Origin of the sequence: Streptomyces sp. NBC_00057 (assembly GCF_045041165.1) — a bacterium.
GTDB lineage: Bacteria > Actinomycetota > Actinomycetes > Streptomycetales > Streptomycetaceae > Streptomyces.
Genome location: NZ_CP108256.1, coordinates 8,555,623 through 8,577,830, shown reverse-complemented (window position 1 = coordinate 8,577,830; position 22,208 = coordinate 8,555,623). Strand labels below are relative to the sequence as shown.

The window sequence follows — 22,208 nt, the reverse complement described above, 5'->3', positions numbered from 1 at the left end:
GCGCCACCGGTTGCCGGTGCGCTGCCTATGGACGAGAGCAGGCGCCCCCAGTGACGATTTCAGTGGCCGCCACAACGATCTCTTTGTGGTCCTGCGCCCAGTCTTTGGTGTCTTCCCAGGCGTTCGACCATCCGCATTTGGACCAGAAGCCGCAATGCTTCCCGCTGCCACCGGAACCGCCTCCGCCGGCCGTACCGCTGCTGGCGGTTCCGGAGGTGTCGTCAATGCCGTCGTACTTTTCTGGATTCCTCTTCTTGTCCTTCTTGACGGAATCCTGAACGGAATCGACACCACCACAGCCGATTTCAGGCATGCACACCCCGAGCCCGGAGGGATCACTGACCGTGACCGGAGTGTTGTTGGCGTAGGCGTACCCATTGAGCGACTGGTGCTGGTCAACCGAAAGGAGTGGGTCGACGCTGATGAATTGGCCGATTCCGGGGTCGTATTCGCGGGCGCCGATGTGGGTGAGGCCTGTGGTGTTGTCGGCGGGCTTGCCGAGGAAGGCCTTGTCGTCGGGCCAGGTGGTGGGTTTCGTTCCGCGGGTGGAGCCGAAGGGGGTGGTGTAGCGCTTGGTGACGGCCCAGGTGGTGGGTTCGAGGACCAGGGCGGCGGTGCCGTGGGGGTCTGAGCAGAGGAAGTTGAGCTTGGTGCCGCTGATACCGCTGGTGGCGGTGCGTACGGCGATGGTCTGGCCGGCGGCGGTGTAGTAGCGGGTACCGGACAGGGCCTTCGTCGTGCCCTTGGTGGTGAGGCGGACTTCCGTGCCACCGAGGTAGAGCACGGTGTCGCCGTCTCCGACCGCGCGCCGGATCAGAAGTTCGCCGGAGGCGTCGTACAGGTAGTTGGTTTCCAGCTTCGGCTTGCTGTCGGCTGCGGGTTCGCTGGTGGAGACGAGTTTGCCCTCGGAGTTCCAGACCAGGGTCTGCTGGGCCTGGGTGCCTGGCCGGCTCGTGGTGTTGCCGGTTGCGTCGTAGTCGTAGGTGCTGGTCTTGGGGCCGGTGGTTGTGGTCAGCGGGTGGGGCTGGCCTCTGGTGGTGCCGTACGCGTAGTTGGTTGTGGTGTCTCCCGAGGCGGCGTGCTGCTTCTCGGTCTTGCGCTGGCCCGGCGTGTTGTACGCGTAGCTGGTCCAGTAGGGGGCTGCGCCGTCGATGTTGGCGGTGGTGCGTCCGCTGGTGGCGCAGTCTTCGGTCTTGGGGGTCCAGGCTTCGGTCAGGCGGCGGTTGCCGTCGTAGGTGAAGCACTGGTAGTCCGCCTTCGTGGTGCCGCCCCGGGTGCTGGCGTCGAAGATGGAGGTGACGTTGCCTGCGTCGTCCTGGGTGAATTTCAGTTCTTGCGGCATGTAGCCGTGGACGTCGTCGGTGACGTAGGAGCGGGTCAGACGGCGGGTGCCGTCCTCGTAGTCGTAGTTGAGGTAGGCCTTCTTCGCCGAGGAGGTGGAGTCGGTGCCGAGGGTGAGCTGGCGCAGGTCTCCTTGCGGGGAATAGGCGGCTGTTTGGAGGTAGGCGGTGGTGCCCTGAGCGGCGGTCTGCTGGCCGAGGGCGTTGTACTTGTTGGAGACGGTCTCGGCCGCAAGGCCCGCGACGGCGGGCTGGGATGCCTGCTTGATGGTGCCGTCGATGTTGTAGCCGGTGGTGAAGGACAGTGTCTTGGGGACGCCGGCGTCGACCAGTGGCTCCTTGTCCTTGTCGGGCAGGATGAGCTGGCTGCCGGTGACCTGGTAGAGGTTGTCGTAGGCGGTGACCTTGGTGGTGTACGCCTTGCCGGTCAGGCCGCCGTCATAGCGGGTGGCCGTGTCCTGCTGGCCCTTGGCCAGGTCGTCGAAGGCCCAGGAGGCGAGCTGGGTGGCGTCGGACTTGGTCCCGTCCCACAGACCGGTCTGGCGGCCGAGGTTGTCGTACTCGGAGATGAGGGTCTTGCCGCGGGAGTCGCTGGTGCTGGTCACCTGGTCGAGCGCGTTGTAGTGGGTGTGTGAGGTGCCCTTGTCCGGGTCGGTGGCGCTGTCCTGGCGTCCGAAGAGGTCGTACGTGTATGACCACTTGGTCTGGTCGGGCCCGGTGACGATCTTCTGCTGGCCGGCCGGGGTGTATTCGTAGCCCGTGGTGGTGTAGTCGCTGCCGGTCGCCTGTGGTCCTGCGTACTCGCGGCGCTCTGTCGTCTGTCCCAGTGTGTTGGTGGTGACCATCGTGGCCTGTCCGCCTGCTGGGGCGCTGTTGGACACGGTGTCACCGGTGTAGTCGGTCTTGGTCTTGAAGCGTTCGACACCCCGGACCTTGGTCACCGACAAGGTGGCACGCCCGGCACCGTCGTAGGTGGTGTCGCTTTCCATGGGTGCCTGGCTGCCCTCGGTTCCCACCAGTTTCCCGGACGGGACTGTCTTGTCCGCCCAGATATCCGCCAGGCTGGTGACGGAGAGTCCTCGCTCGTCGTACAGGGTCTCGGCGACGATGGTCCCGCCGTTGGGCGAGGGGGTCTGCGTCTGCCGGGGCCGCAGCAGGGAGTCGTAGATCTCGTAGGCGGTGTTGTAGCCGGAACCGTCGCCTTTGAGTGAGCCGGTCGACACCCACGGTGTGTCCGTGGCCGTGATGCTGTAGTTGTAGACGTAGTTCGGGGTGGCGTTCAGGATCTTGAGTCGGTTGGGCAGCCACACTTTGGTGACCCGGCCCAGCGAGTCGTACTCGGACTCGGTGATCTTGTCGTTGGGGTCGGTGACCTTGGTGGCGGCGCCGGTCGCGAAGTCCACCGTTGTGGTTGTGGTGTAGCCCTTGATGTTGGTGCTCGTGCTGGAAGTCAGAGGGCCGATCTTGCCGGACGGAATGTATGCCGCGGTTGTGACGAGTGCGTCGTTGGTGTCCTTGACGGTGAGTGGCCGGCCGAGGATGTCGTACGTCGTGGTAACGAGCTTCTGGAAGACCGGCGCGTCATCGAGGCCGTAGGACTTGGCCCGGCCCGTCCACTGGACTTCACCCTTGGTGGGCTTCTGTGTCGCACTCCAGGTGGTCGTGTCGTACGCGGTGGCGATGTCGGAGATGACGTCGCCGGGACTGGTGGAGTCTGCGGGCAGGTCCAGCGCGGAGTCCGCGGTGGAGCAGGGCTTGGTGACCGTGCGGGTGCGGGCTGCCAGGGAGTTGATGGCCAGGGTGTCGTTGCGGGCGTACCAGGTGCGGGTGCACTTCTCGTCACCCGTGATGGCGTCGTCGCCCTTGTCCTCGACGGTTTCGGGCATGCCGTAGTCGTCGAAGGTGGAGAGGGTGGAACGGACCCGGTCCTTGGGCGTGCCGCTGCTGGTGATATTGGTGCGGGTGTGGGTGGCGGCGGTGCGCACGTAGTACGCCTCGGTGTCCGCGTACGACTTGTGCTGTGTGGCCGTTCTCTTCGACCACGGGTCGCTGATGGTGCCGCCGACCTCGTTGGCACCGTTGTAGGTGACCGTTTCGCGGGTGAATCCCGCGTACGGTTCGGAGTCAGTGATCTCCGCGGCCTTGATGCCGGTGACCTTGACGGTCTTCCGTTTGTCCGGGTCGAGGGTTTTCCCGTCGTCCTTGAGGACGCGGTCGCCGTTCATACCGCGCATGTAGATGGTGACTGTCTTCGACTGGGGCTTGCCGGGAACGCCGGTGAGGTGGGTGACCTGACCAAAGCCGCGCCAGATGGACCAGGTGCGTTCCTTCTCCTTGGTCATCGGGTCGTCGTTGTAGTGCCAGGCACCGCCACCGTCGTAGCTGTAGGTGTTCTCTACGGCTTCGGAGCCGCCGTGGGGGTCTGTGGTGGAAACTGAGGAGACCGGGTATTTCTGGAACCAGTCCAGGATCGGTGTCTTCTCCCCGTTCGGGGACCAGAACACCGGGTAGCAGCGTCCGGTGTTCTGGTCCGGGCGAGGCAGCGTGTCCCTGGACGTGCAGCCGGCGTCCATGTAGGTGACGATGGTCTGTGCTCCGGCCTCGGACGTGACCGTCTTCAGGCGCGGCTTTTCCAGGGACAGGATGTCGTCGGTGGGTGAGTCGACACGGTTGGGGTGGGACTCAGGGGTGAAGACGACCGGGTCCAGGGCCAGGTCGGTGCCGCGCTTGCCGGTGTGCTTGATCTCGTCCAGCCATAGGGACTGGTCCGTCGAGTCACCCGTGTCACCGGGGTCGACGTAGTGCTGCTTCAGTGTCCAGTTGTCCACGGCGGAGAAGCCGGGGGTGGCCGCTGCGGCGTCCCAGGCGTAGGTGGTGATACCGGTCATCCGCTTGCGGGAGAAGAAGGTCGGACTGACGTTGCCGGTGCACTTGCCGCCGTCCTTGCAGACGGCGTCGAACGGAACGTCCGGCCAGTTGTCCCGGGTGTCCTCGGTCAGGGAGTCGCAGCCGGTGCCGGATGCGTCGCAGCGTTCGTCGTAGGTGAAAGTCACCTTGTTCGAGGCGGGCTGGGTGGCGAAGAGGCCGTCGGCTCGCTGTCCGTAGCGGATTTCGTTCAGGTATCCGCCGCGGGTGTAGGAGGTGCCGGTGTTGTCGTCGCCGAGCTGGTCGTAGTTGTTGGTCTCAGCCGTGTACCAGTAGGACATGGCGTTCTTGTGGGTGTCCTCGACATAGTCGAGGTTCCACCGCCATGCCTGCTTCTTGGCCCGGCCGGAGAAGCTGGTGCCGTCCGCATAGCCGGGCTCGCCGGAGTCGTCGCCGAAGACCGGCACTGTCCATACCGAGTCGGTGCGGTCAGCAGTGCCTGCACCATCCAGCTTGTTGAGACCGAAGACGTACTTCGTACCGTCCCCCGTGGTGACCGTCCAGTACTCGCCCTTGCCGTCGACGCCCGCGTCGCCGTCGTCGCCGTTCTCGGCACCGGTGGAATGCGTGACAGTGGAGGCGTCGTCGTTCTTCAGCCGCCACTTTCCTGACGTGTCGTCCTTGACCAGCTCACTGGACTTGCCGTTGAGGACGAGCGACGCGTTGTCGTACTTCCAGCACAGATCAAACTTGTCCGGCTGACCGTCGTCGTCACAGACGCCGTATTTGCGCTCGACATACGACGAGGTGATATCGAAACCGGTACCGATCGTGGTGCCCTGGTTATTGGAGTTCGCGGTCTGACCGTCCACCGCACCGGAGTCGTAGGAGATCGACAGATCAGGCGCCGGCCCCGCCGCCGCGGGCGGCGTGCGCAAGGGATACGACCAGGTGAACGTACCGGAAGAGCCTCCTGCCTCCCAGGTCGAGGAAGCATCCAGCGGGGTCGCCTTGTAGTCGCCGCCGCCTGACTTGGTGCCCGCAGCCAGCGCCACGACCATCGTGCGTCCTTGGGCCTTGGCCGCAGGCCCGGCAGTAGGTTCCGTACCGAAGGTCAGCTGTGTATCGATGCGGTTGTGCTTACGATGGTTGGTGAACTCAAGGGGTGCACGGGTACGGCAGGCGGACTTTGTCGGACTGCTCAGTGCGCAGGCCGGGAGGCGCAAGGCCTGTAGTCGACCGGCCCAGTCTCCTCCGTAGGCGGAGGCGAACTTGTCGTAATCGATACCGAGTCGGACGCTGCCACCGGTGGCAGGACCGGTTACGGACAGGACAATGCCCTTGACGCCCAGTTTCGCTGCCTGTTTCTGGTCAAGGACCTTGACCTCGACCGAGTCGGCCGACTTGGGTTGCTTCTTCCCCTTGGCCTGGTGGGGACGGTTCAGAGTGAGCGGGAGCGCACCGGGCGACGCCTTCGCCGGCCCCGACGCCGGCAGGGTCATTGCGGCTCGCCCGGATGTCGGCCAGGTGACGACCTTCTCGCGGTCCTTCTTGGCCCGTGCGACGGCAACTCGGCCTTCGGCAGCCGACTTCTTCACCGCCGCCGCGGCCTTGTTGTTCACTTTCGCGGTGAACGGCGACACCTTGTCGGGGTGCAGCTCCACTTGCGGTTTACCCAGCGGATCAGCATGCGCTGCGAACGCGACCGGCGACAGCAGTCCCGGTATGAGAGTGAAGCCGGCAAGCGCCGCGATCCGCCGTGTCCAGGCTGCGCCGCCTGGTCCGCTTCTGCGCGCACGCATAGCTGATCCGAACCCGTTCATCTGGTTTCCGCTCCCCGCATGGGCCACCTCGGGCGGCCGGCGTTCTTGCCCCGCGGCCAGTGCCGAGGGGGACGTTTGGTGGGCAACGCAATGAATCTGAAAGCCTGCGCAACAGGGCGGCCAGGTGGCGGCTCGACCGGTGCCGCCACCTGACTCGCCAGTCAGCCTGCGCCCGATCCGGGCTGTACTTGGGAGCTGACCTGATCCGCCGTCATAGCGCCTGTCCAGACCCGCAGGCCCTCAAGGCTGCCGGCCAGGTAGTTGCCAGTGGTTCCGCCCTTGGCACCACGGCCCATGGCCAGTTCGCCACTACCGGGCTGGGCCGCTGTAAAGCCTGAACTCGCATCGGACGGTTGATCAAAGCCACCGACGTACAGGTGCAGCTTTCCGTAGCGGGACACTGTCTTGGACGGATCGGAGGTGTCGTCCCAGACTTCCTGGGCGTCGAAAACTCCGGTCACCTGGACCCACGTGTCGGTCTCTGCGAGATCCCCGCCCGGAACCTCTGCACTCTGGATGACTTTGCCGTCCGAGCCGAGGGCGGTCCGGGTGAACTTCCACTGATACGTACCGGCTGCGGGCTTGGTGATCCACAGCGCCCAGGCTGATTCATTGCCCGTGCGCTGGCCGGCCACCTGTCCGGTGTAGCCCACCGGCTTCGCCGCCAGTGCCTCGGAATCCACCTCCACCGATGCCGAGACCGTGAAGGACCCGCTCTCGTCGACCACCGGGCCGGTCATGGAGGCGTAGCCGGTGGTTCCGTTGAGTACCACCGCACTCTGGTCTGCGTTCGGAGCGGCACCTCCCGCCAGCTTCATCGATGCCACGGGGTAGGCCGTGGTCTCGGGTATCACCGTGGCCGTGGCACCAGCGGCATCCCACTGGGCCACGAGCTCGTTGGTCGGCATGTCGTCCACAGCGGCCTGCGCCTCCTTGGCGATCTCGTCGCCGGTGAGGGGGCGCTGCCACACGGCTACCTCGTCCAGGAGACCGAAGAAGTTCTCGCCGTACTTGCCGCTGACCTTTGAACGTCCCATCTGCAGGCCTTCGTTGGCGGTCCAGGGCTCGTAGTTCGGTGCACTCTTGATCAGCACGACGGGTTGTCCCTGCGGGCGTCCGTTCACGAACAGCTGGATGGTGTCGTTGCTCTTGTCTGCGTCGCCCTTGGTGTCGAAGACGCCAGTCAGGTGTGTCCATACGTTCAGCGGTGGGTTCACCTGGTCGGCAACGGAGCGGACGAACGTGTGAACCGCCTGATCCCTGTCCGTACGATTGAAGATCCACTGCTTGCCGCTGGAGGAGTAGTACAGAGCGAACGCACTGCCGTTCGTGCCGGGCTCGGTCAGCACCACCCGGGTCGCCGACGGGTTCGACAACTGCACCCATGCAGAGACCGTGAACGAGTCCTTCGTGTTCACCGCGGCGGTGGCGGTGGCCGCGTAGCCAACCTGCTTTGCCGGATCCGTGGTGTCGTCATTGAGACGCAGCGAATAGTCCAGATCACCGCGGCGTGCACGCGTCGACCAACCCGTACCATCTGCACCGAAAAACGTCGCATCGTGACGGGCACCGGCCTCAGTGGCCGTGTCCTTGGCGGTCATAATGCCTGAACCGGGAGCCCCGTCATCCAGGTGCCATCGGCCGACCGGGCCGCTTGCCGGTGAGACCTTGAACGTGAATTCCGCCGGTGTTCCCCACCTCGTCCGGCCGGAGGAGTCGAGCTTGAGGTCGCTGGCCTCGACCGACAGCACCTGGGTACCAGTCAGTGACGGAGTGACGTCATTGACGGTCACGGTGGATCCACTGACCTGTTTGGTGTCCTGGGCCGAGGTCGTCAACAGACGCCACCGGTAGGCCTTGACATCGGTGTCCGCGGCGTTGGGTGCGAAGGTGAAACTGCCCGGTACTCCGGGGCCGCCCTTGCCCTCACACAACGTCACCGTGCATGCGGTGTACGGGGCACCCGCCGTAATGGTCGGGGTCTTCGGCGCAGTCGAGTCGATTTTGAAGTAGCACCACGACGAGTACGGGGAGAACAGATCACCCGAAGCACCGTCATATGACCAGTGGGACTGAGTGCGCGCCTTGAGGCGATACAGGCCACCATCTGCACGATTGGACGTGCGCAGGCTCTGCAGTGTCTCATCCGGTACCCAGCCGCTGGCCGGGCGATAGTCGGACCAGACCTGATGCCATGCGGCGTCGTCGCCCCGCTCGACAATGTACTCAGCCTGCAGCGATCCCTCCTCATCCCCCAGGTGAGCTTCGACCTTCGTCTGAACGCGTGCCTGGACCATCGGGTCAACACGGGTCACCATCAACGGGTCCGTCGACGACGTCCTGCAGTACGAAGTGCTGCCGTTACCCGGAACGACTCCCACATTGGTCGGGACGCCCGGCTGATGGGCGTAGTTGACCTTGAGCTCGGCATTGTCGTCGAACCGCTTCCAAGACCGCGCGTCATTCTCGTCCTTGGCCTTCAGCATGAAGGTCAGGCGTTTGATCTTCCCATCGGCGAACGAGCGCACCGTGGACTTGAGGTTCTCATCCGGCTCAGTGGGATTGTCGTTGAACTCGACCCAGTGGTCGGGCTGCGACGGGTCGCAGTTGTCACCGCGGCCGTAGGACACGTTCCGGTCGCCCATCAGATCCAGAATCTTCGGTCCTGGCCAGCGGGTACCTTCGGACATATTGTCGGTCCGCACCAGATCCACCCAGTGCGCGTCGCAGTTGAACGACCACGTTTCAAATGCTCGGAAGGTTGCATCCAGAATGTACTTGCCCGCGAGCTGGCTCGGCGAGAGTTCGTACAGCATCCGGTTCTTGTATCCGTTGCCGCAGTAGTAGCCGTCCGCGTTCCCGCACAGCCCGACCCCGTACTCCCCCTTGAACTGCCACCATCGGTCGCCGTCCGAGGAGATCACCGACCGCTCGGACACCCCGAGTCCGACCGACGGGTCGATGCGCACGGGATACACCGTCCCCGCACCCCGCAGCAGGTCCAGATCCGGCGTCACCGAGACAGCCTCACCCTCGACCCTCACCGGAAGCACCGCTGTGGCATCGCCTGTCCCCGGCTGCGTGGAATCGCCCTCACCGGCTGGATCCTGCGGATCATCCGCCGCCACTGCGCGGGTCTGCTGGGCCGCAGGCGCCTGGTCACCAGCAGAATCCCACATCTGACCAGCCGGACCCTTGAAGACCGTGTTGCCGTTCTCGTCGACCGCGCGCAGGCCTCCGCCGGCTCCCGGCACGATCTGCAAGCCGTCGCCGGAAACCGACAGCGTCACCTGCTCCAGCTCTGAACTAGCGGCAGCCTCAGCCGACTTGACGACCAGAACCTCGTGGTAGCCCTCGGCCGTCGCCGTCAACTCCAGGTCGACGCCCGCCATGACATTCGCATACGTGGCAGTCGCACCGTTAATGGTCGGCTCCGGCAGCACACCGGGCCAGCCCAAAGACACCGAGCCCTGCTTACTACCCAGACGAATCATGTCCTTCCCGCCGCCGCCGGCGAACGCCAGATCCACCACAGCGGCCTTCGGTCCCACAGAACCGTCGGAACGGTGCACCAACGTCGTGTCCACGCCCTGCCACGAACCGTCACTTGCCCGCACACGCCGCGGTGCCGTCGACTGGGTCAGAGTGAACGAGCCGTCGGGATTCGCCTCGGTCGTCGCATACTCGGTGCGCGCCGCGGTGATCTCGACCGGCTCCCCACTGTCGGCGAACGGGGCCAGGGAGCCCAGGGCGAGGGCGCTCGGATCGCCGCGCAGGAGTACATGGTTCGCACAGCTCACGGCAACGACCTGTGGCTGGAGAGCGCTGTCCGCCCACCAGCGGCCGGTTCCGGTGCCGAGGACGTGTTCGACCAGGGTGGCGCCCACAAGGACAGCGAGCATGCCGCCGAACGCGGCGATCCCCGTAAGTACGGCCACGGCCCCCACGTCCACGTCACACCCCCCACGCCGGTCTATGTCCTCGCCTCGGCCGCCCTCGCCTCGGCACCCCACATTCTGGTCACATCAGCCTGGCCAGATCGTGGTTGAGTTCGACGACATTGACGCGTTCCTGGCCCAGAAATCCGAGAACACGTCCCTGGACGTGGTGGGCGACCAGCGTCTTGACCTCGGCGGGGGCGAGATGGCGGGCCTTCGCGACGCGGTCGACCTGTTCGTAGGCGTACGCCGGGGAGATCGCCGGGTCGAGCCCGGAGCCGCTGGCGGTGACGGCGTCCGCGGGGACAGACGCGGGCGGGACCCCGTCGAAGGCGGCAACGGCCGAACGGCGGTCCCTGACGGTCTTGATCAGGTCGGTGTTGTTCGGGCCCAGGTTGGAGGCGCCGGAGATCGTGGGGTCGTAGCCGCCGGCGGACGGGCGGGGCTGGAACCACTTGGGGTCGGGGCGCAGCGGCTCCTTCGCGTCCTGGGGATTCCTCTTCGGCAGGGCGAAGTTCTGGCCGATCAGGCTGGAGGCCACAGGCGTGCCGTTCGTCGTCAGCAGGGAGCCGTTGGCCTGGTGGGAGAGACCGGCCTGGGCGATTGCGGTGACGAGCAGTGGATAGGCGATGCCGGTGATCACGGTGAACGCCAGCAGCATCCGCAAGGCGGTCAGATGGTGCTGGAGTACGGGGGGAAGGTGGGTGCGCACCGCGGGATCGCCTTCTTCTCTCGTCGGGCCGTCTGTCAGCGCAGGCCGGGGATGAACTGAATGAAGAGGTCGAGCAGCTTGATGCCCACAAAGGGCAGTACCAGCCCGCCGAGCCCGTACATCCAGATGTTGCGGCTGAGCAGTGTCGCGGCGGAGGACGGCCGGTAGCGCACGCCGCGCAGCGCGAGCGGGATCAGCGCGATGATGATCAGCGCGTTGAAGACGATCGCGGAGGCGATCGCCGAGGTCGGACTGTGCAGGCGCATGATGTTGAGCTTGTCCAGGCCCGGGTAGACCATCGCGAACATCGCCGGGATGATCGCGAAGTACTTCGCCACGTCGTTGGCGATCGAGAAGGTCGTCAGCGCGCCGCGGGTCATCAGCAGCTGCTTGCCGATCTCGACGATCTCGATGAGCTTGGTCGGGTTGGAGTCCAGGTCCACCATGTTCCCGGCCTCCTTGGCAGCCGAGGTACCGGTGTTCATCGCCACGCCGACGTCCGCCTGGGCGAGCGCGGGCGCGTCGTTCGTACCGTCGCCGGTCATCGCGACCAGCTTGCCGCCCTGTTGTTCGCGGCGGATCAGGGCCATCTTGTCCTCGGGGGTGGCCTCGGCGAGGAAGTCGTCCACCCCTGCCTCCTGGGCGATGGCGCGCGCGGTCAGCGGGTTGTCGCCGGTGATCATGACGGTTCTGATGCCCATGCGGCGCAGTTCGTCGAAGCGTTCGCGCATGCCTTCCTTGACGACGTCCTTGAGGTGGATGACGCCGAGGACGCGGGCGCCGGGCGCGTCGCCGTGCCGGGTCACCTCGCCGACGACCAGCGGGGTGCCGCCGCTCGCAGAGATGCCGTCGACGATGCCGCCGACCTCTGCCGTGGGGTGGCCGCCGTTGTCACGCACCCAGCGCATCACTGCCGTCGCCGCTCCCTTGCGCAAAGACAGGTTCTCCCGAGGATCGTTGAGGTCGACACCACTCATCCGGCTCTGAGCGGTGAAGGGTACGAACTGTGCCTGGGCCAGTTCTCCTTCACTGCGTCCGCGCAGCGCGTACTGCTGCTTGGCGAGGACGACGATCGAGCGGCCCTCGGGCGTCTCGTCGGCGATCGACGACAGCTGGGAGGCGTCCGCGAGCTCCTCGACACTCACCCCGTCCACCGGCAGAAACTCGGCGGCCTGGCGGTTGCCGAGGGTGATGGTGCCGGTCTTGTCGAGCAGGAGGGTATTGACGTCGCCTGCGGCCTCCACCGCGCGCCCGGACATCGCCAGCACGTTGCGCTGCACGAGCCGGTCCATGCCCGCGATGCCGATCGCCGACAGCAGCGCGCCGATCGTCGTGGGGATCAAGGCCACCACGAGGGCTGCGAGGACGACGATGGGCTGCTCGGCCCCCGCGAAGATGGCGAAGGGCTGCAGGGTCGCCACCGCGATCAGGAAGATGATCGTGAGGGATGCCAGCAGGATGTTGAGCGCGATCTCGTTCGGCGTCTTCTGCCGCGCGGCCCCCTCCACGAGGGCGATCATCCGGTCGATGAAAGTCTCCCCCGGCTTCGAGGTGATCTTCACAACGATCCGGTCCGAGAGCACCTTGGTGCCGCCGGTGACCGCCGACCGGTCGCCGCCCGACTCGCGGATCACCGGCGCCGACTCGCCCGTGATGGCCGATTCGTCGACGCTCGCGATGCCCTCGACCACATCGCCGTCGCCGGGGATCGTCTGCCCGGCCTCGACGACGACGTGATCGCCCAGACGGAGGTCGACGCCCGGAACCTCCTCCTCTGCGGCGTCGGTCGCGCCGGGCCGCCAGCCGCCGAGACGGCGGGCCATTGTCGTCGTCTTGGTGCGGCGCAGAGTCTCCGCCTGGGCCTTGCCGCGTCCCTCGGCCACCGCTTCGGCAAGGTTGGCGAAGACCGACGTCAGCCAGAGCCATGCCGTGATCACCCAGGCGAAGACACTGGGCGCCCTGATGGCCGACAGCGTGGTCAGCACCGCCCCGACCTCCACCACGAACATGACGGGGTTGTGGACCATCGAGCGCGGATCCAGCTTGCGCAGGGCGTCGGGGAAGGACGTCAGAAGCTGCTTGGGATCGAGCAGTCCGCCCGAGACCCGGTGCTGCTGACGCCCGGCGCCGGGCGGGGTGGGAGCGAGAGTGGTGGTCGTGGACATCAGTGCAGACCCTCCGCAAGGGGGCCGAGTGCGAGCGCGGGGAAGTACGTCAGACCGACAACGATGAGGATCACTCCGGTCAACAGCCCGACGAACTGCGGCCGGTGAGTGGGCAGGGTGCCCGCGGTGACCGGAACGGGCTGCTGCCCGGCGAGCGATCCGGCGAGCGCCAGGACGAACACCATCGGCAGGAACCGGCCGACGAGCATGACCACACCAAGTGTGGTGTTGTACCAGACGGTATTCACGCTCAACCCCGCGAACGCCGAGCCGTTGTTGTTCGCAGCCGACGCGAACGCGTACAAAACCTCGGAGAAGCCATGCGGACCGGAATTGAGCATGGCCGCCCTCTCCCCCGGGAATGCCATCGCCAGCCCCGCACCGACCAGCGCGAGTGCGGGCGTGGTCAGGATGTAGAGCGAGGCGAACTTCATCTCCCGGCCCCGGAGCTTCTTGCCCAGGTACTCGGGCGTACGGCCGACCATCAGTCCGGCGACGAAGACCGCGACGATCGCCAGGATCAGGATCCCGTAGAGCCCGGAGCCGGCGCCGCCGGGCGCGATCTCCCCCAGCATCATGTTGAAAATCGTCATTCCGCCGCCGCCCGGCGTGTACGAGTCGTGGAAGGAGTTGACCGCTCCGCACGACGTAAGGGTGGTGGACACGGCGAACAGAGCCGAGGCCCAGATCCCGAAGCGCGTCTCCTTGCCCTCCATCATTCCGCCGGCCGCGTGACCGGCCGTGCTACTGACGCTGTGCAGCTCGTTGGCGGTCACGATGGCGACCGACGCACACCAGATCAATGCCATCACGGCAACAATCGCGTAGCCCTGCCGGTTGTCGCCGACCATCGTCCCGAAAGTCCGCGGGAGCGAGAACGCGATGACCAGCAGGAGGTAGATCTCGATCAGGTTGGTGAAGGCGTTGGGGTTCTCGAAGGGGTGCGCGGAATTCGCATTGTAGAAACCACCGCCGTTGGTGCCCAGTTCCTTGATGGACTCCTGGGAGGCGACGGGACCCCCGGTCACCCCCTGGTGCCCGCCTGCGATGGTGGCGATGTCGTGGATTCCATGGAAATTCTGAACGGAACCGGCTGCCACCAGAACGATTGCGAAGACGAACGCAAGGGGCAACAGAACGCGAAGCACAATCCGTGTCAGGTCCACCCAGAAATTCCCGACGCGATCGGTCTTCTTCCTGCTGAAGCCCCGGATCAGCGCGGCCACGACGGCAATACCCACGGCCGCGGAAACGAAGTTCTGCACCGCGAGGCCCGCCATCTGGACCAGATGGCCCATGGTCGACTCGCCGGAATACGACTGCCAGTTGGTATTGGTGACGAAGGATGCCGCGGTGTTGAACGACTGGTCCGTGGTGACCGGCTTCATTCCCAGGGACAGCAGGAGATGGTTCTGCAGGCGCAGAAATGCGTACAGGAACAGTACCGAAACTGCGGAGAAGGCCAGGATGCTGCGCAGGTAGACCGACCACTTCTGGTCGGCGTCGCCGTTCACTCCGCCTGCCCTGTAGATCAGGCGTTCGGCCCGCCAATGGCGATCGGTGGTCAGAACGCGGGCCATGTAGCCGCCCAGCGGGCGAAACGAGAGACCTAGCGCGACCACCAGGGCGAGTACCTGGAGCCATCCCGCGAGGGTGTCGTTCATCCGGGCTCTCTCCTAGAACTTCTCGGGGAAGATCAGGCAGATGACCAGGTAGATCACGAGGCACGCGACAACGATCAAGCCGACGATGTTTTCCACACTCACAGGCGTCCGACCCCCTTGGCGGCCAGGCCGATGAGGACGAACACCAATACCGTGAGGCCGATGTACGCGACGTCCGACATGCGCGAGGCACCCCGCAGAGTCTTCAGGGGCAGGCTTTTTCAGCCCTCCCGGTTGGAATATGGGGTTGATCTGGCATACGAGGTCGATTCATTTCTGACGCTATATCAGTTGACTTCGAGAATGCCCTGCCGCCCTGTGCGCCGATGGGATGACGGTGGAGTGCAGGGATTCACCCGGCGCGGCCCGATGTCGCGCTGCCGCCGGGCGCGGAACTCGGAAGAGTGAGCATCGCCGAGAAGGCGGGGCCCTCAGTGGTCGTCTCCAGGGTCCCGTCCATGGCCTCGGCCAAATCGCGCGACAGCCGCAGAGCCAGGCTGTCGGCCCTGCTACCCGGAGCCCGGGAGGCCGCGGCGCCCAGTTCCGGACCTCGGACGGGCACGCCGTCCTCCACCCGAATCTTCACGCGGCCGGCCTGGACCTCGGCGGTGAAGACGGGGGGCCGGTCCGGCGGACTGTGACGCAATGCGTCGGCCCCCAGGGCGGTCAGGGCGCGGGTGAGGAGAGCAGCGTCCGCGATCACGTCGGGCAGCTGTTCCGGCAGATGCAGAACGATCGAATGGCCGCCGGGCCCGAGGTCGTCCAAGGCAGCGCCCAGCACCTCGTTGAGGTCGACCGGGCGGAGGTAGAGATCGAGTGCCCCGGCGTGCAGACGACTCACATCGTCGAGATCGGTGACCAACTGCGCCGCACGGTGCACCGCCGCGCGGGCAGCGTCCAACAACTGCGCCTCCTCCGGGGCAGGCGCGTCGGCGCGTCGACGCCGCAAGCGCACGAGCGCTGCTTCAGCCGTGTGCAGCGGAGCACGCAGATCGCGGCCTGCTGCGAGAAGCAGGGATGCCCGGGTGCGTTCGGCGTCGGCGAAGGTGTCCGTGCCGCCGGAACGCCCGGCGATCCGCCCTCGGGCATGGGCCAGTCCCAATTCGGCGGCGCATGCGGCGAGGACGCGCTGGTCCTCCGTGCTCAGTCCTGAGCCGCGAGCAGCCAGCGTGAGATTGTCGTCGACGGGGCTTTCCACATCCGCCTCGTAGGGCTTTTCCGGCGGCCGCTCCCCGGCGCTGGCGACCACGTACCAGCGGGGCACGGGAGATGATTCCGGATCCCTTTCGAGCAGGCTGATCGCACTGAGGCCGAAGTTCTCCCGGATCTGCTCCACCAGTGCCGTCAGATCCTGGCCACGCATCATGGCGGCAGCCAGGCGGCTCAACGCCCTCGCCTCCGATGTCGCGCGTACGGCCTGGTACGTACGCTGCGCAGCCGTTCCCGCTGCCGTGCCGACGAGAGCGGCTGTGGCGATGAAGACCACGAGCGCGGTGATCTCGTCCGGGCGCTCAATGGCCAGCGAGTGCACCGGTGCGGTGAAGTAGTAATCGGCGAGCAATGCTGCGGCAACGGCGGCGAACAGCGCGGGATGGAGCCCGCCGACCAGGGCGACCACGACGACGACGAGCAGATAGATCACCAGGTCGCTGGAGAGGTCGAGATGGCCACGCAGCACGGTCAGCAGGAGCGTCAGTACGGGCAGCAGCATCACGGCGCCGACCCACGCGGCCCAGTACCGTCTTGGGCCCGTGCCACGGATCGGATGCGGAAGCCTCACCACAACAGACCCTGCTGCCTCCTCATGGGTGACGATGTGCACGTCAATGGGGCCGGACCCCTTGATCGTCCGCTCTCCCACACCTGCCCTCAGGAGGGAGGCGAGACGGCCGTGCCGACTCGCGCCCAGCACGATCTGGGTGACGTTCTCCGCCTCGGCGAACTGGAGCAAGGCGTCGACGATGTCCTCGCCAGTGGTCTGGTGGTAGCTGCCGCCGAGCGACTCCACAAGGGTGCGCTGGGTGTCCAGTACCGCGGGGTCGACGCCCGTGAGCCCGTCCTCCAGGACCACGTGGAGGGCCAGCAACTCGGTGCCGGGGGTACGAGCGCTGATCCGCGCGGCACGGCGGATGAGGGTCTCGCCCTCCGGCCCGCCGCTCAGGGACACCAGGATGCGCTCCCGGATCTCCCAGAGAGCGACGATGCCGTGTTCCGCGCGGTAGCGCTGCAGCCCCTCCTCCACCCGGTCGGCGAGCCACAGCAGGGCGATTTCGCGCAGGGCGGTGAGGTTGCCGACCCGGAAGTAGTGGGTGAGGGCGGACTCGATGCGGTCCGGCGGATAGATGTCGCCATGGACCATGCGGCGGCGGAGCACCTCCGGTGGCAGGTCGACCAGTTCGATCTGGTCGGCCCGGCGGGCCACCTCTTCGGGCAGGGTCTCGCGCTGCGTGACCCCCGTGATCTGCCGTACCACGTCGTTGAGGGATTCCAGGTGCTGGACGTTGAGCGTGGTGACGACATCGATGCCGGCTGCCAGGAGCTCCTCCACGTCCTGCCATCGCTTGGCGTTGCGGGCCCCCGGAACGTTGGAGTGGGCCAGCTCGTCGACCAGCGCGACCTGGGGACTGCGGGCCAGCACCGCGTCGAGATCCATCTCGGTGAAGAGCGCACCGCGGTGGCTCAGCGTACGCCGGGCAATCGTCTCCAGACCGTCGGCCATGGCCGCGGTCGGCCGACGCCCATGCGGCTCGACGAAGCCGACGACCACATCCGCGCCCCGTGAACGCAGCCGCTGTCCCTCGGCGAGCATGGTGTACGTCTTCCCGACCCCGGGGGCGGCCCCGAGGTAGATCCGCAACCGTCCACGTGCCACCGGCGGACTCCTGCCCAGGTCACCCCCATGTCGTGCTCGCGCCCTTCCATGGTGCGCCCCTCACAGCCGTTCCACTCGACGACACCGGCCCGGAGCCCTCAAGGGCACCCCCGGGGTGTATCGCGTCCTCGGCGGACTGCGGTGACTCGTGCAGGCCGCATGGGTGAGAGCCAGTGCGAAGGGGGGCGAGGGCACCGGCGATGGTGACAGGAGCGCTGAGCAGACCGGAGAGGCGGCCCTGAAGCGTGTTGCACGAGGTCGCGATCTGCGCATTTTCTCTGCACGCGTGGGATGTTGAGGGATGAGCCGATGTGGGTGGAGACGATTGGCCGCTGGCGGCGGGCCCGCAACGCCTGGACGACCAGCGAACCATGGGTCCAGTACTGGCTGAAGATCGCCACCGCGTCCACACCCCGTCGAGCCCAGCATGACCTCGCTCGAGGGGAACGTCCGGGAGCAGCGAGCCGGCCCAGCGGAGCGCTGTCACTGAGGACCATCTCGTACGGGTCGTCGTCAGCGACTCCGGTGAAGATGCCCGCGCCTTCCGTGGGCCCTGGGACCAGCGAATTCACGGTGCCCTCGGTGCAGCGTTCTCACTGTCCGAAGGACGGTCGTGGTGGGCGGGCGCGGACACGTTTCTCCTCGGTGCGGGGGAAGCCCTCGGTTGTGGATCACTCCTTGCGTACGCTGATGCGGCCGTCTCCTCGATGGCCGGAACCTTTCGCTTCGCCAGACGCCAGGAGCACGCCGATGGCCACCCCCGCCCACGCCCCTACGAGTCGCCTGCGCGCGTGGATGCTGGAAGGCTTGTCCGACATGGCCGGGCACCAGCAGGGGCCGCACGCCAAGCCTGAGCCCGCACACAAGGGGCAGCGGTGGTGGCGGGTGATGTGCCTGACCGGCGTCGACTACTTCTCCACGCTGGGCTATCAGCCGGGCATCGCCGCTCTTGCGGCCGGGCTCCTGTCCCCCGTGGCCACCATCGTGCTCGTGATCGTCACTCTGGCGGGCGCGCTGCCGGTCTACCGGCGGGTGGCCGAGGAGAGCCCGCGGGGCGAGGGATCGATCGCGATGCTGGAGCGGCTGCTGTCGTTCTGGAAGGGCAAGCTGTTCGTCCTGACGCTGCTCGGCTTCGCTGCCACGGACTTCCTGATCACCATCACGCTGTCGGCGGCGGACGCCTCCACCCACCTGGTGGAGAACCCGCACCTGACCGATGCGCTGCACGACAAGCAGATGCTGATCACGTTGCTGCTGGTCGCGCTGCTCGGGGCGGTGTTCCTCAAGGGCTTCCTGGAGGCCATCGGCGTCGCCGTCGTCCTGGTCGGAATCTACCTGACCCTGAACGTCGTCGTCGTGGTGGTGGGCCTGTGGCACGTCGCCACCGCCGCGCACGTGGTCACCGACTGGACCAACGCCCTGACCACCGAGCACGGCAACGTCATCGCCATGGTCGGCGTCGCGCTGCTGGTCTTCCCGAAACTGGCCCTCGGCCTGTCCGGCTTCGAGACGGGCGTGGCGGTCATGCCACACGTCGAGGGCGACCCCGACGACACCGAGGAGAAACCCACCGGCCGTATCCGGGGCACGCAGAAGCTGCTGACCACCGCCGCAGTGATCATGAGCGTGTTCCTGATCGCCACCAGCTTCATCACCACCGTGCTCATCCCGGAGAAGGAGTTCGAGTCGGGCGGCCGGGCCAACGGCCGCGCACTCGCGTATCTGGCGCACGAGTACCTCGGAAACATCTTCGGCACGGTCTACGACGTCTCAACCATCGCCATCCTGTGGTTCGCCGGCGCCTCCGCCATGGCCGGCCTGCTCAACCTGATGCCCCGCTACCTACCCCGATACGGGATGGCCCCGCACTGGGCGCGCGCCGTGCGCCCGATGGTGATCGTGTTCACCCTGGTGGCATTCCTGGTCACATGGATCTTCGACGCCGACGTCGACGCCCAGGGTGGCGCCTACGCCACCGGCGTCCTCGTGCTGATCAGCTCCGCCGCCATCGCCGTCACCATCGCCGCGCGCAAGGCCGGCCAGCACAACTGGACCATCGCCTTTGCCGTCATCTCGGCGATCTTCCTCTACACCACCGTGGTGAACGTCATCGAGCGCCCCGACGGCGTGAAGATCGGTGCCTGCTTCATCGCCGGAATCATCCTCATCTCACTGCTTTCACGGCTCGCCCGCGCCTTCGAGCTGCGGGTCACCAGCGTGACCATGGACAACATGGCGGAGCGTTTCGTGCGGGACGTCGCCAGCCGCAGGATCCGGTTCATCGCCAATGAGCCCGACAACCGCGACATCGCCGAGTACCGCGACAAGATCGAGCAGATCCGTCACGACAACGACGTCCCGGCCCAGGAAGACTTCGTCTTCGTCGAGGTCACGGTGCTCGACCCCTCGGAGTTCGAAGCGCGCCTGGACGTACACGGCGAAGTCCTGCACGGCCGCTACCGCGTCCTGACCCTGGAGAGTTCCTCCATCCCCAACGCCCTGGCCGCCCTGCTCCTGCACGTCCGCAACACCACCGGCTGCACCCCACACATCTACTTCGAATGGACCGAGGGCAACCCCTTCGCCAACTTCTTGCGCTTCTTCCTCTTCGGCCAGGGCGAGGTCGCCCCCGTCACCCGTGAGGTCCTCCGCGAGGCGGAACCCGACCGGGCCCGCCGCCCCCGTGTCCACGTCGGATGAGCCGGGCGAGCGCTGCGCGGCAAGGCTGACCGGGCCTTCGACCGCACCTGAGCCACCACCAGGAGCGCGGTCATCCGCTCAGTGTCCAGGACCCGCCGCACCCACGACCGGCGGACCAAAGGAGGGTGCCTGCACACGCGAAGGAGAACCGGCCCACACAGGAGAAGTTCCACTGCGTCAGCTGCGGCCACCAGGCGCATGCCGACAAGGTCGGGGCACTCAACGTTCTACGGGCCGGGCCGTCGCAACGCCAACCAGGCATAGCGAACCGACAGCAGCGACACTCTGGACACGAACCGCACCTGGTTCCACACCACATCCACAGGGCAACCGCGTTCGGCCCAGGAGATCGTCGACAACCTCCACAAGGCAAATGCCGGAAACTCCCTCTTCCTGCTGAATGTCGGTCCTGACCTCAGCGGTCGGATACCCCGGAACTACGTCGACCGGCTGAAGGAGATCGGCAGTCTGCAGTAGCCGATGCCGCCGAGGACTCCCTCTGGGGTCAATGCCCGGGAGAGTCGCGGGCCGTGTGCTTGGAGTCCGCGGCTCCGGGCCCACGGCGCATTGTCAGGCGCACGGCCGAGGTAACCACTGAGGGCGCCTCGGCCCGCGGTATGCGGCCGGTTCAGGGGGCAGCCCCAAAAAGCTGCCGGCGCAAGGGCAATCCGGTGAGCAGTTCGACGTCAACGTGTCCGTCCGGTGAGACAAGGCCATCCTGGTTGCCGGTCTCGCACCATCCGGCCCGCCGGAGCCGGTCGCCCCCGCCTGGTTTCAGGCCGGACGGGGGCGCCCTTGTCGTACGCGGACATCACGGAACTCACAGAGCTACGGAGATCACGGAGCGAGGAGGTGGCCTGCGGCAACCGCCGAGGCCACCGTCCCTCCGGCCACCACCGCCGAGGCCGCGAACAGTGGAACCCTCGGCGTCCACGTCCGCAGCGTCCGGGAGCGGGAGACACGGTCCAGCAGCGCGTCCCGGCCGCGCAGCACGATCAGGCCGACGCCGGTGAGCGTCAGCGCCATGCCGAGGCCGAAGGCGACGACCATCGCGAGGGCGATGCCGACCTTGCCGGTCAGCAGGCCGGTGAGCAGGACGAGGAAGGCTGACGGCGAGGGCAGCAGGCCGCCCGACGCGCCGAGAAGCACGAGGCCTCGCCAGGTGAGGAGGGACGGGGCATCCGGGAGGTGATGGCTGTGCCCGTGATCGTGCCCGTGGTCATGCCTGTGGTCATGCCCGTGCTCGTGATCAGGCCCGTGATGGGGTTGGTGGTGCCTTCGGTGGCGCAGATGGCGCCGCAGCAGGCTCACCCCCACCCCGGCCACCACCAGCGCCGCGATCAGCTGGAGCCACCCCGTCAGCGCCGCGATGTCCGGCGTGCTGTTCGCCGCCAGCCACCAGCCGACCGCCAGAGCGGCGACCGAGAACGTGTGCATCACGGCGACGATCCCGCCCAGCCACACCGCGTCACGCGGCCTGCCCCTGCCGCCCACCAGATACCCGGCGGCCAGCGACTTCCCGTGCCCCGGCGCGCAGGCGTGGAGGGCACCCACGGCCGCAGCCACGAGCAGAGCCAGCGGGAGGGCCGCGCCGTGGTCCAGCAGTGAGGTCAGGTCGGTTGTCCAGGCCGCCCAGCCCGAAGCGGCCGGTGCGGCAGCGGCTCCCGCGGCCGCCGGTATCAGGGTCAGCGTCCGCGTCGGCTCCTGTGCAGTGTGCAGCCCGCCGGAGCCCGTGCCCGTCACCGACAGTGTCCGGTACGCCGGGTTGACGTCCGTCAGCGCCGTGACCGTCAGTTCGATGCGGTCCACCGGCCGCGGGCAGACGAAGTGGAGCTTCACGTCGTCCGCCCGGTCCACACGGCAGGGGCGGCCATCCTGGCGTACGACGATGTGCGAGCGCAGATAGCCCGCCTCGTCACCGCCGGACTCCTTCTTCAGGACGGCGACGTCGTCCCGCTGCGCGGACCAGGTGGCGTCGACGCTGGTGCCCGCCGCCTCGATCTTCACGACGGGAGGGGTTCCGAAGGGGTGCGCCTGCGCCGTCCCCGCGCTGCCCAGGAGCAGCGCGGGGACGGCGGTGAGCAGGAGCAGCACCCCGGTGCGGAGTGATCGCACGCTGGTGCTTCCCT

11 protein-coding genes and 1 pseudogene are annotated in these 22,208 nt (G+C 66.8%); 4 read left to right on the top strand and 8 right to left on the bottom strand.

The genetic code is table 11. The annotated features are described in order from the left end of the window. Positions 1-25: 25 nt before the first annotated feature. Together OG953_RS40310 and OG953_RS40305 are read right to left on the bottom strand one after the other, a co-directional pair. A complete protein-coding gene (locus tag OG953_RS40310; protein ID WP_405690804.1) occupies positions 26-6,007 on the bottom strand; it encodes an RHS repeat domain-containing protein in 5,982 nt (1,993 codons plus the stop codon). A 182-nt stretch (positions 6,008-6,189) separates the two neighbouring features. Continuing rightward, positions 6,190-9,930, bottom strand: a complete 3,741-nt coding sequence (locus tag OG953_RS40305; RefSeq protein ID WP_405692355.1) for a LamG domain-containing protein — start codon at positions 9,928-9,930, stop codon at positions 6,190-6,192. Between OG953_RS40305 and OG953_RS40300 the strand changes: the two genes are divergently transcribed. Continuing rightward, positions 9,811-10,077, top strand: a complete 267-nt coding sequence (locus OG953_RS40300; protein ID WP_405692498.1) for a hypothetical protein — start codon at positions 9,811-9,813, stop codon at positions 10,075-10,077. The two genes, OG953_RS40305 and OG953_RS40300, sit on opposite strands and share 120 nt — an antisense overlap. Here the strand turns inward: OG953_RS40300 and kdpC are convergent. The 5 genes from kdpC to OG953_RS40275 form a co-directional block, all read right to left on the bottom strand. Next, complete coding sequence (gene kdpC / locus OG953_RS40295) at positions 10,049-10,627, bottom strand: potassium-transporting ATPase subunit KdpC (RefSeq protein ID WP_405692354.1); 579 nt, start codon at positions 10,625-10,627, stop codon at positions 10,049-10,051. The two genes, OG953_RS40300 and kdpC, sit on opposite strands and share 29 nt — an antisense overlap. A gap of 86 nt (positions 10,628-10,713) precedes the next feature. Then, on the bottom strand, positions 10,714-12,843 hold the full coding sequence (kdpB, locus tag OG953_RS40290) for a potassium-transporting ATPase subunit KdpB (RefSeq protein WP_405690802.1): 2,130 nt from the start codon (positions 12,841-12,843) through the stop codon (positions 10,714-10,716). After that, the gene (gene kdpA / locus OG953_RS40285) at positions 12,843-14,507 is read right to left on the bottom strand and encodes a potassium-transporting ATPase subunit KdpA (protein ID WP_405690800.1); all 1,665 of its coding nucleotides are present in this window, start codon (positions 14,505-14,507) and stop codon (positions 12,843-12,845) included. The genes kdpB and kdpA overlap by 1 nt, the downstream gene beginning before the upstream one ends. Positions 14,508-14,519: 12 nt before the next feature. Further along, complete coding sequence (gene kdpF / locus OG953_RS40280) at positions 14,520-14,609, bottom strand: K(+)-transporting ATPase subunit F (RefSeq protein ID WP_405690799.1); 90 nt, start codon at positions 14,607-14,609, stop codon at positions 14,520-14,522. A gap of 250 nt (positions 14,610-14,859) precedes the next feature. Further along, positions 14,860-17,379 (bottom strand): DUF4118 domain-containing protein, encoded by a 2,520-nt coding sequence (locus OG953_RS40275; protein ID WP_405690797.1) that lies wholly within the window; start codon positions 17,377-17,379, stop codon positions 14,860-14,862. A gap of 750 nt (positions 17,380-18,129) precedes the next feature. Between OG953_RS40275 and OG953_RS40270 the strand changes: the two genes are divergently transcribed. From OG953_RS40270 to OG953_RS40260, 3 genes and pseudogenes are all read left to right on the top strand, one after another. Further along, entirely contained in the window at positions 18,130-20,079 is a 1,950-nt protein-coding gene (locus tag OG953_RS40270; RefSeq protein ID WP_405690795.1) for an amino acid transporter, read from the top strand. Positions 20,080-20,204: 125 nt separating this feature from the next. Further along, positions 20,205-20,300 (top strand): annotated as a pseudogene (locus tag OG953_RS40265) (zinc ribbon domain-containing protein); the annotation flags it as partial. Between the two features lie 64 nt (positions 20,301-20,364). Continuing rightward, positions 20,365-20,556 carry an alpha-L-fucosidase gene (locus OG953_RS40260; RefSeq protein WP_405692352.1) on the top strand — a complete coding sequence of 64 codons (192 nt, stop codon included), beginning with the start codon at positions 20,365-20,367 and terminating at the stop codon, positions 20,554-20,556. Between the two features lie 360 nt (positions 20,557-20,916). Here the strand turns inward: OG953_RS40260 and OG953_RS40255 are convergent, their stop codons facing one another. Next, positions 20,917-22,194 (bottom strand): hypothetical protein, encoded by a 1,278-nt coding sequence (locus OG953_RS40255; protein ID WP_405690794.1) that lies wholly within the window; start codon positions 22,192-22,194, stop codon positions 20,917-20,919. Positions 22,195-22,208: the final 14 nt, after the last annotated feature.

What these genes read in the sequence shown, in the direction of transcription:
- OG953_RS40310 (WP_405690804.1), bottom strand. Translation starts at nt 6,007, where the DNA reads ATGCGTGCGCGCAGAAGCGGACCAGGCGGCGCAGCCTGGACACGGCGG.
- OG953_RS40300 (WP_405692498.1), top strand. Translation starts at nt 9,811, where the DNA reads ATGGTTCGCACAGCTCACGGCAACGACCTGTGGCTGGAGAGCGCTGTC.
- OG953_RS40305 (WP_405692355.1), bottom strand. Translation starts at nt 9,930, where the DNA reads ATGCTCGCTGTCCTTGTGGGCGCCACCCTGGTCGAACACGTCCTCGGC.
- kdpC (WP_405692354.1), bottom strand. Translation starts at nt 10,627, where the DNA reads ATGCTGCTGGCGTTCACCGTGATCACCGGCATCGCCTATCCACTGCTC.
- kdpB (WP_405690802.1), bottom strand. Translation starts at nt 12,843, where the DNA reads ATGTCCACGACCACCACTCTCGCTCCCACCCCGCCCGGCGCCGGGCGT.
- kdpA (WP_405690800.1), bottom strand. Translation starts at nt 14,507, where the DNA reads ATGAACGACACCCTCGCGGGATGGCTCCAGGTACTCGCCCTGGTGGTC.
- OG953_RS40270 (WP_405690795.1), top strand. Translation starts at nt 18,130, where the DNA reads ATGGCCACCCCCGCCCACGCCCCTACGAGTCGCCTGCGCGCGTGGATG.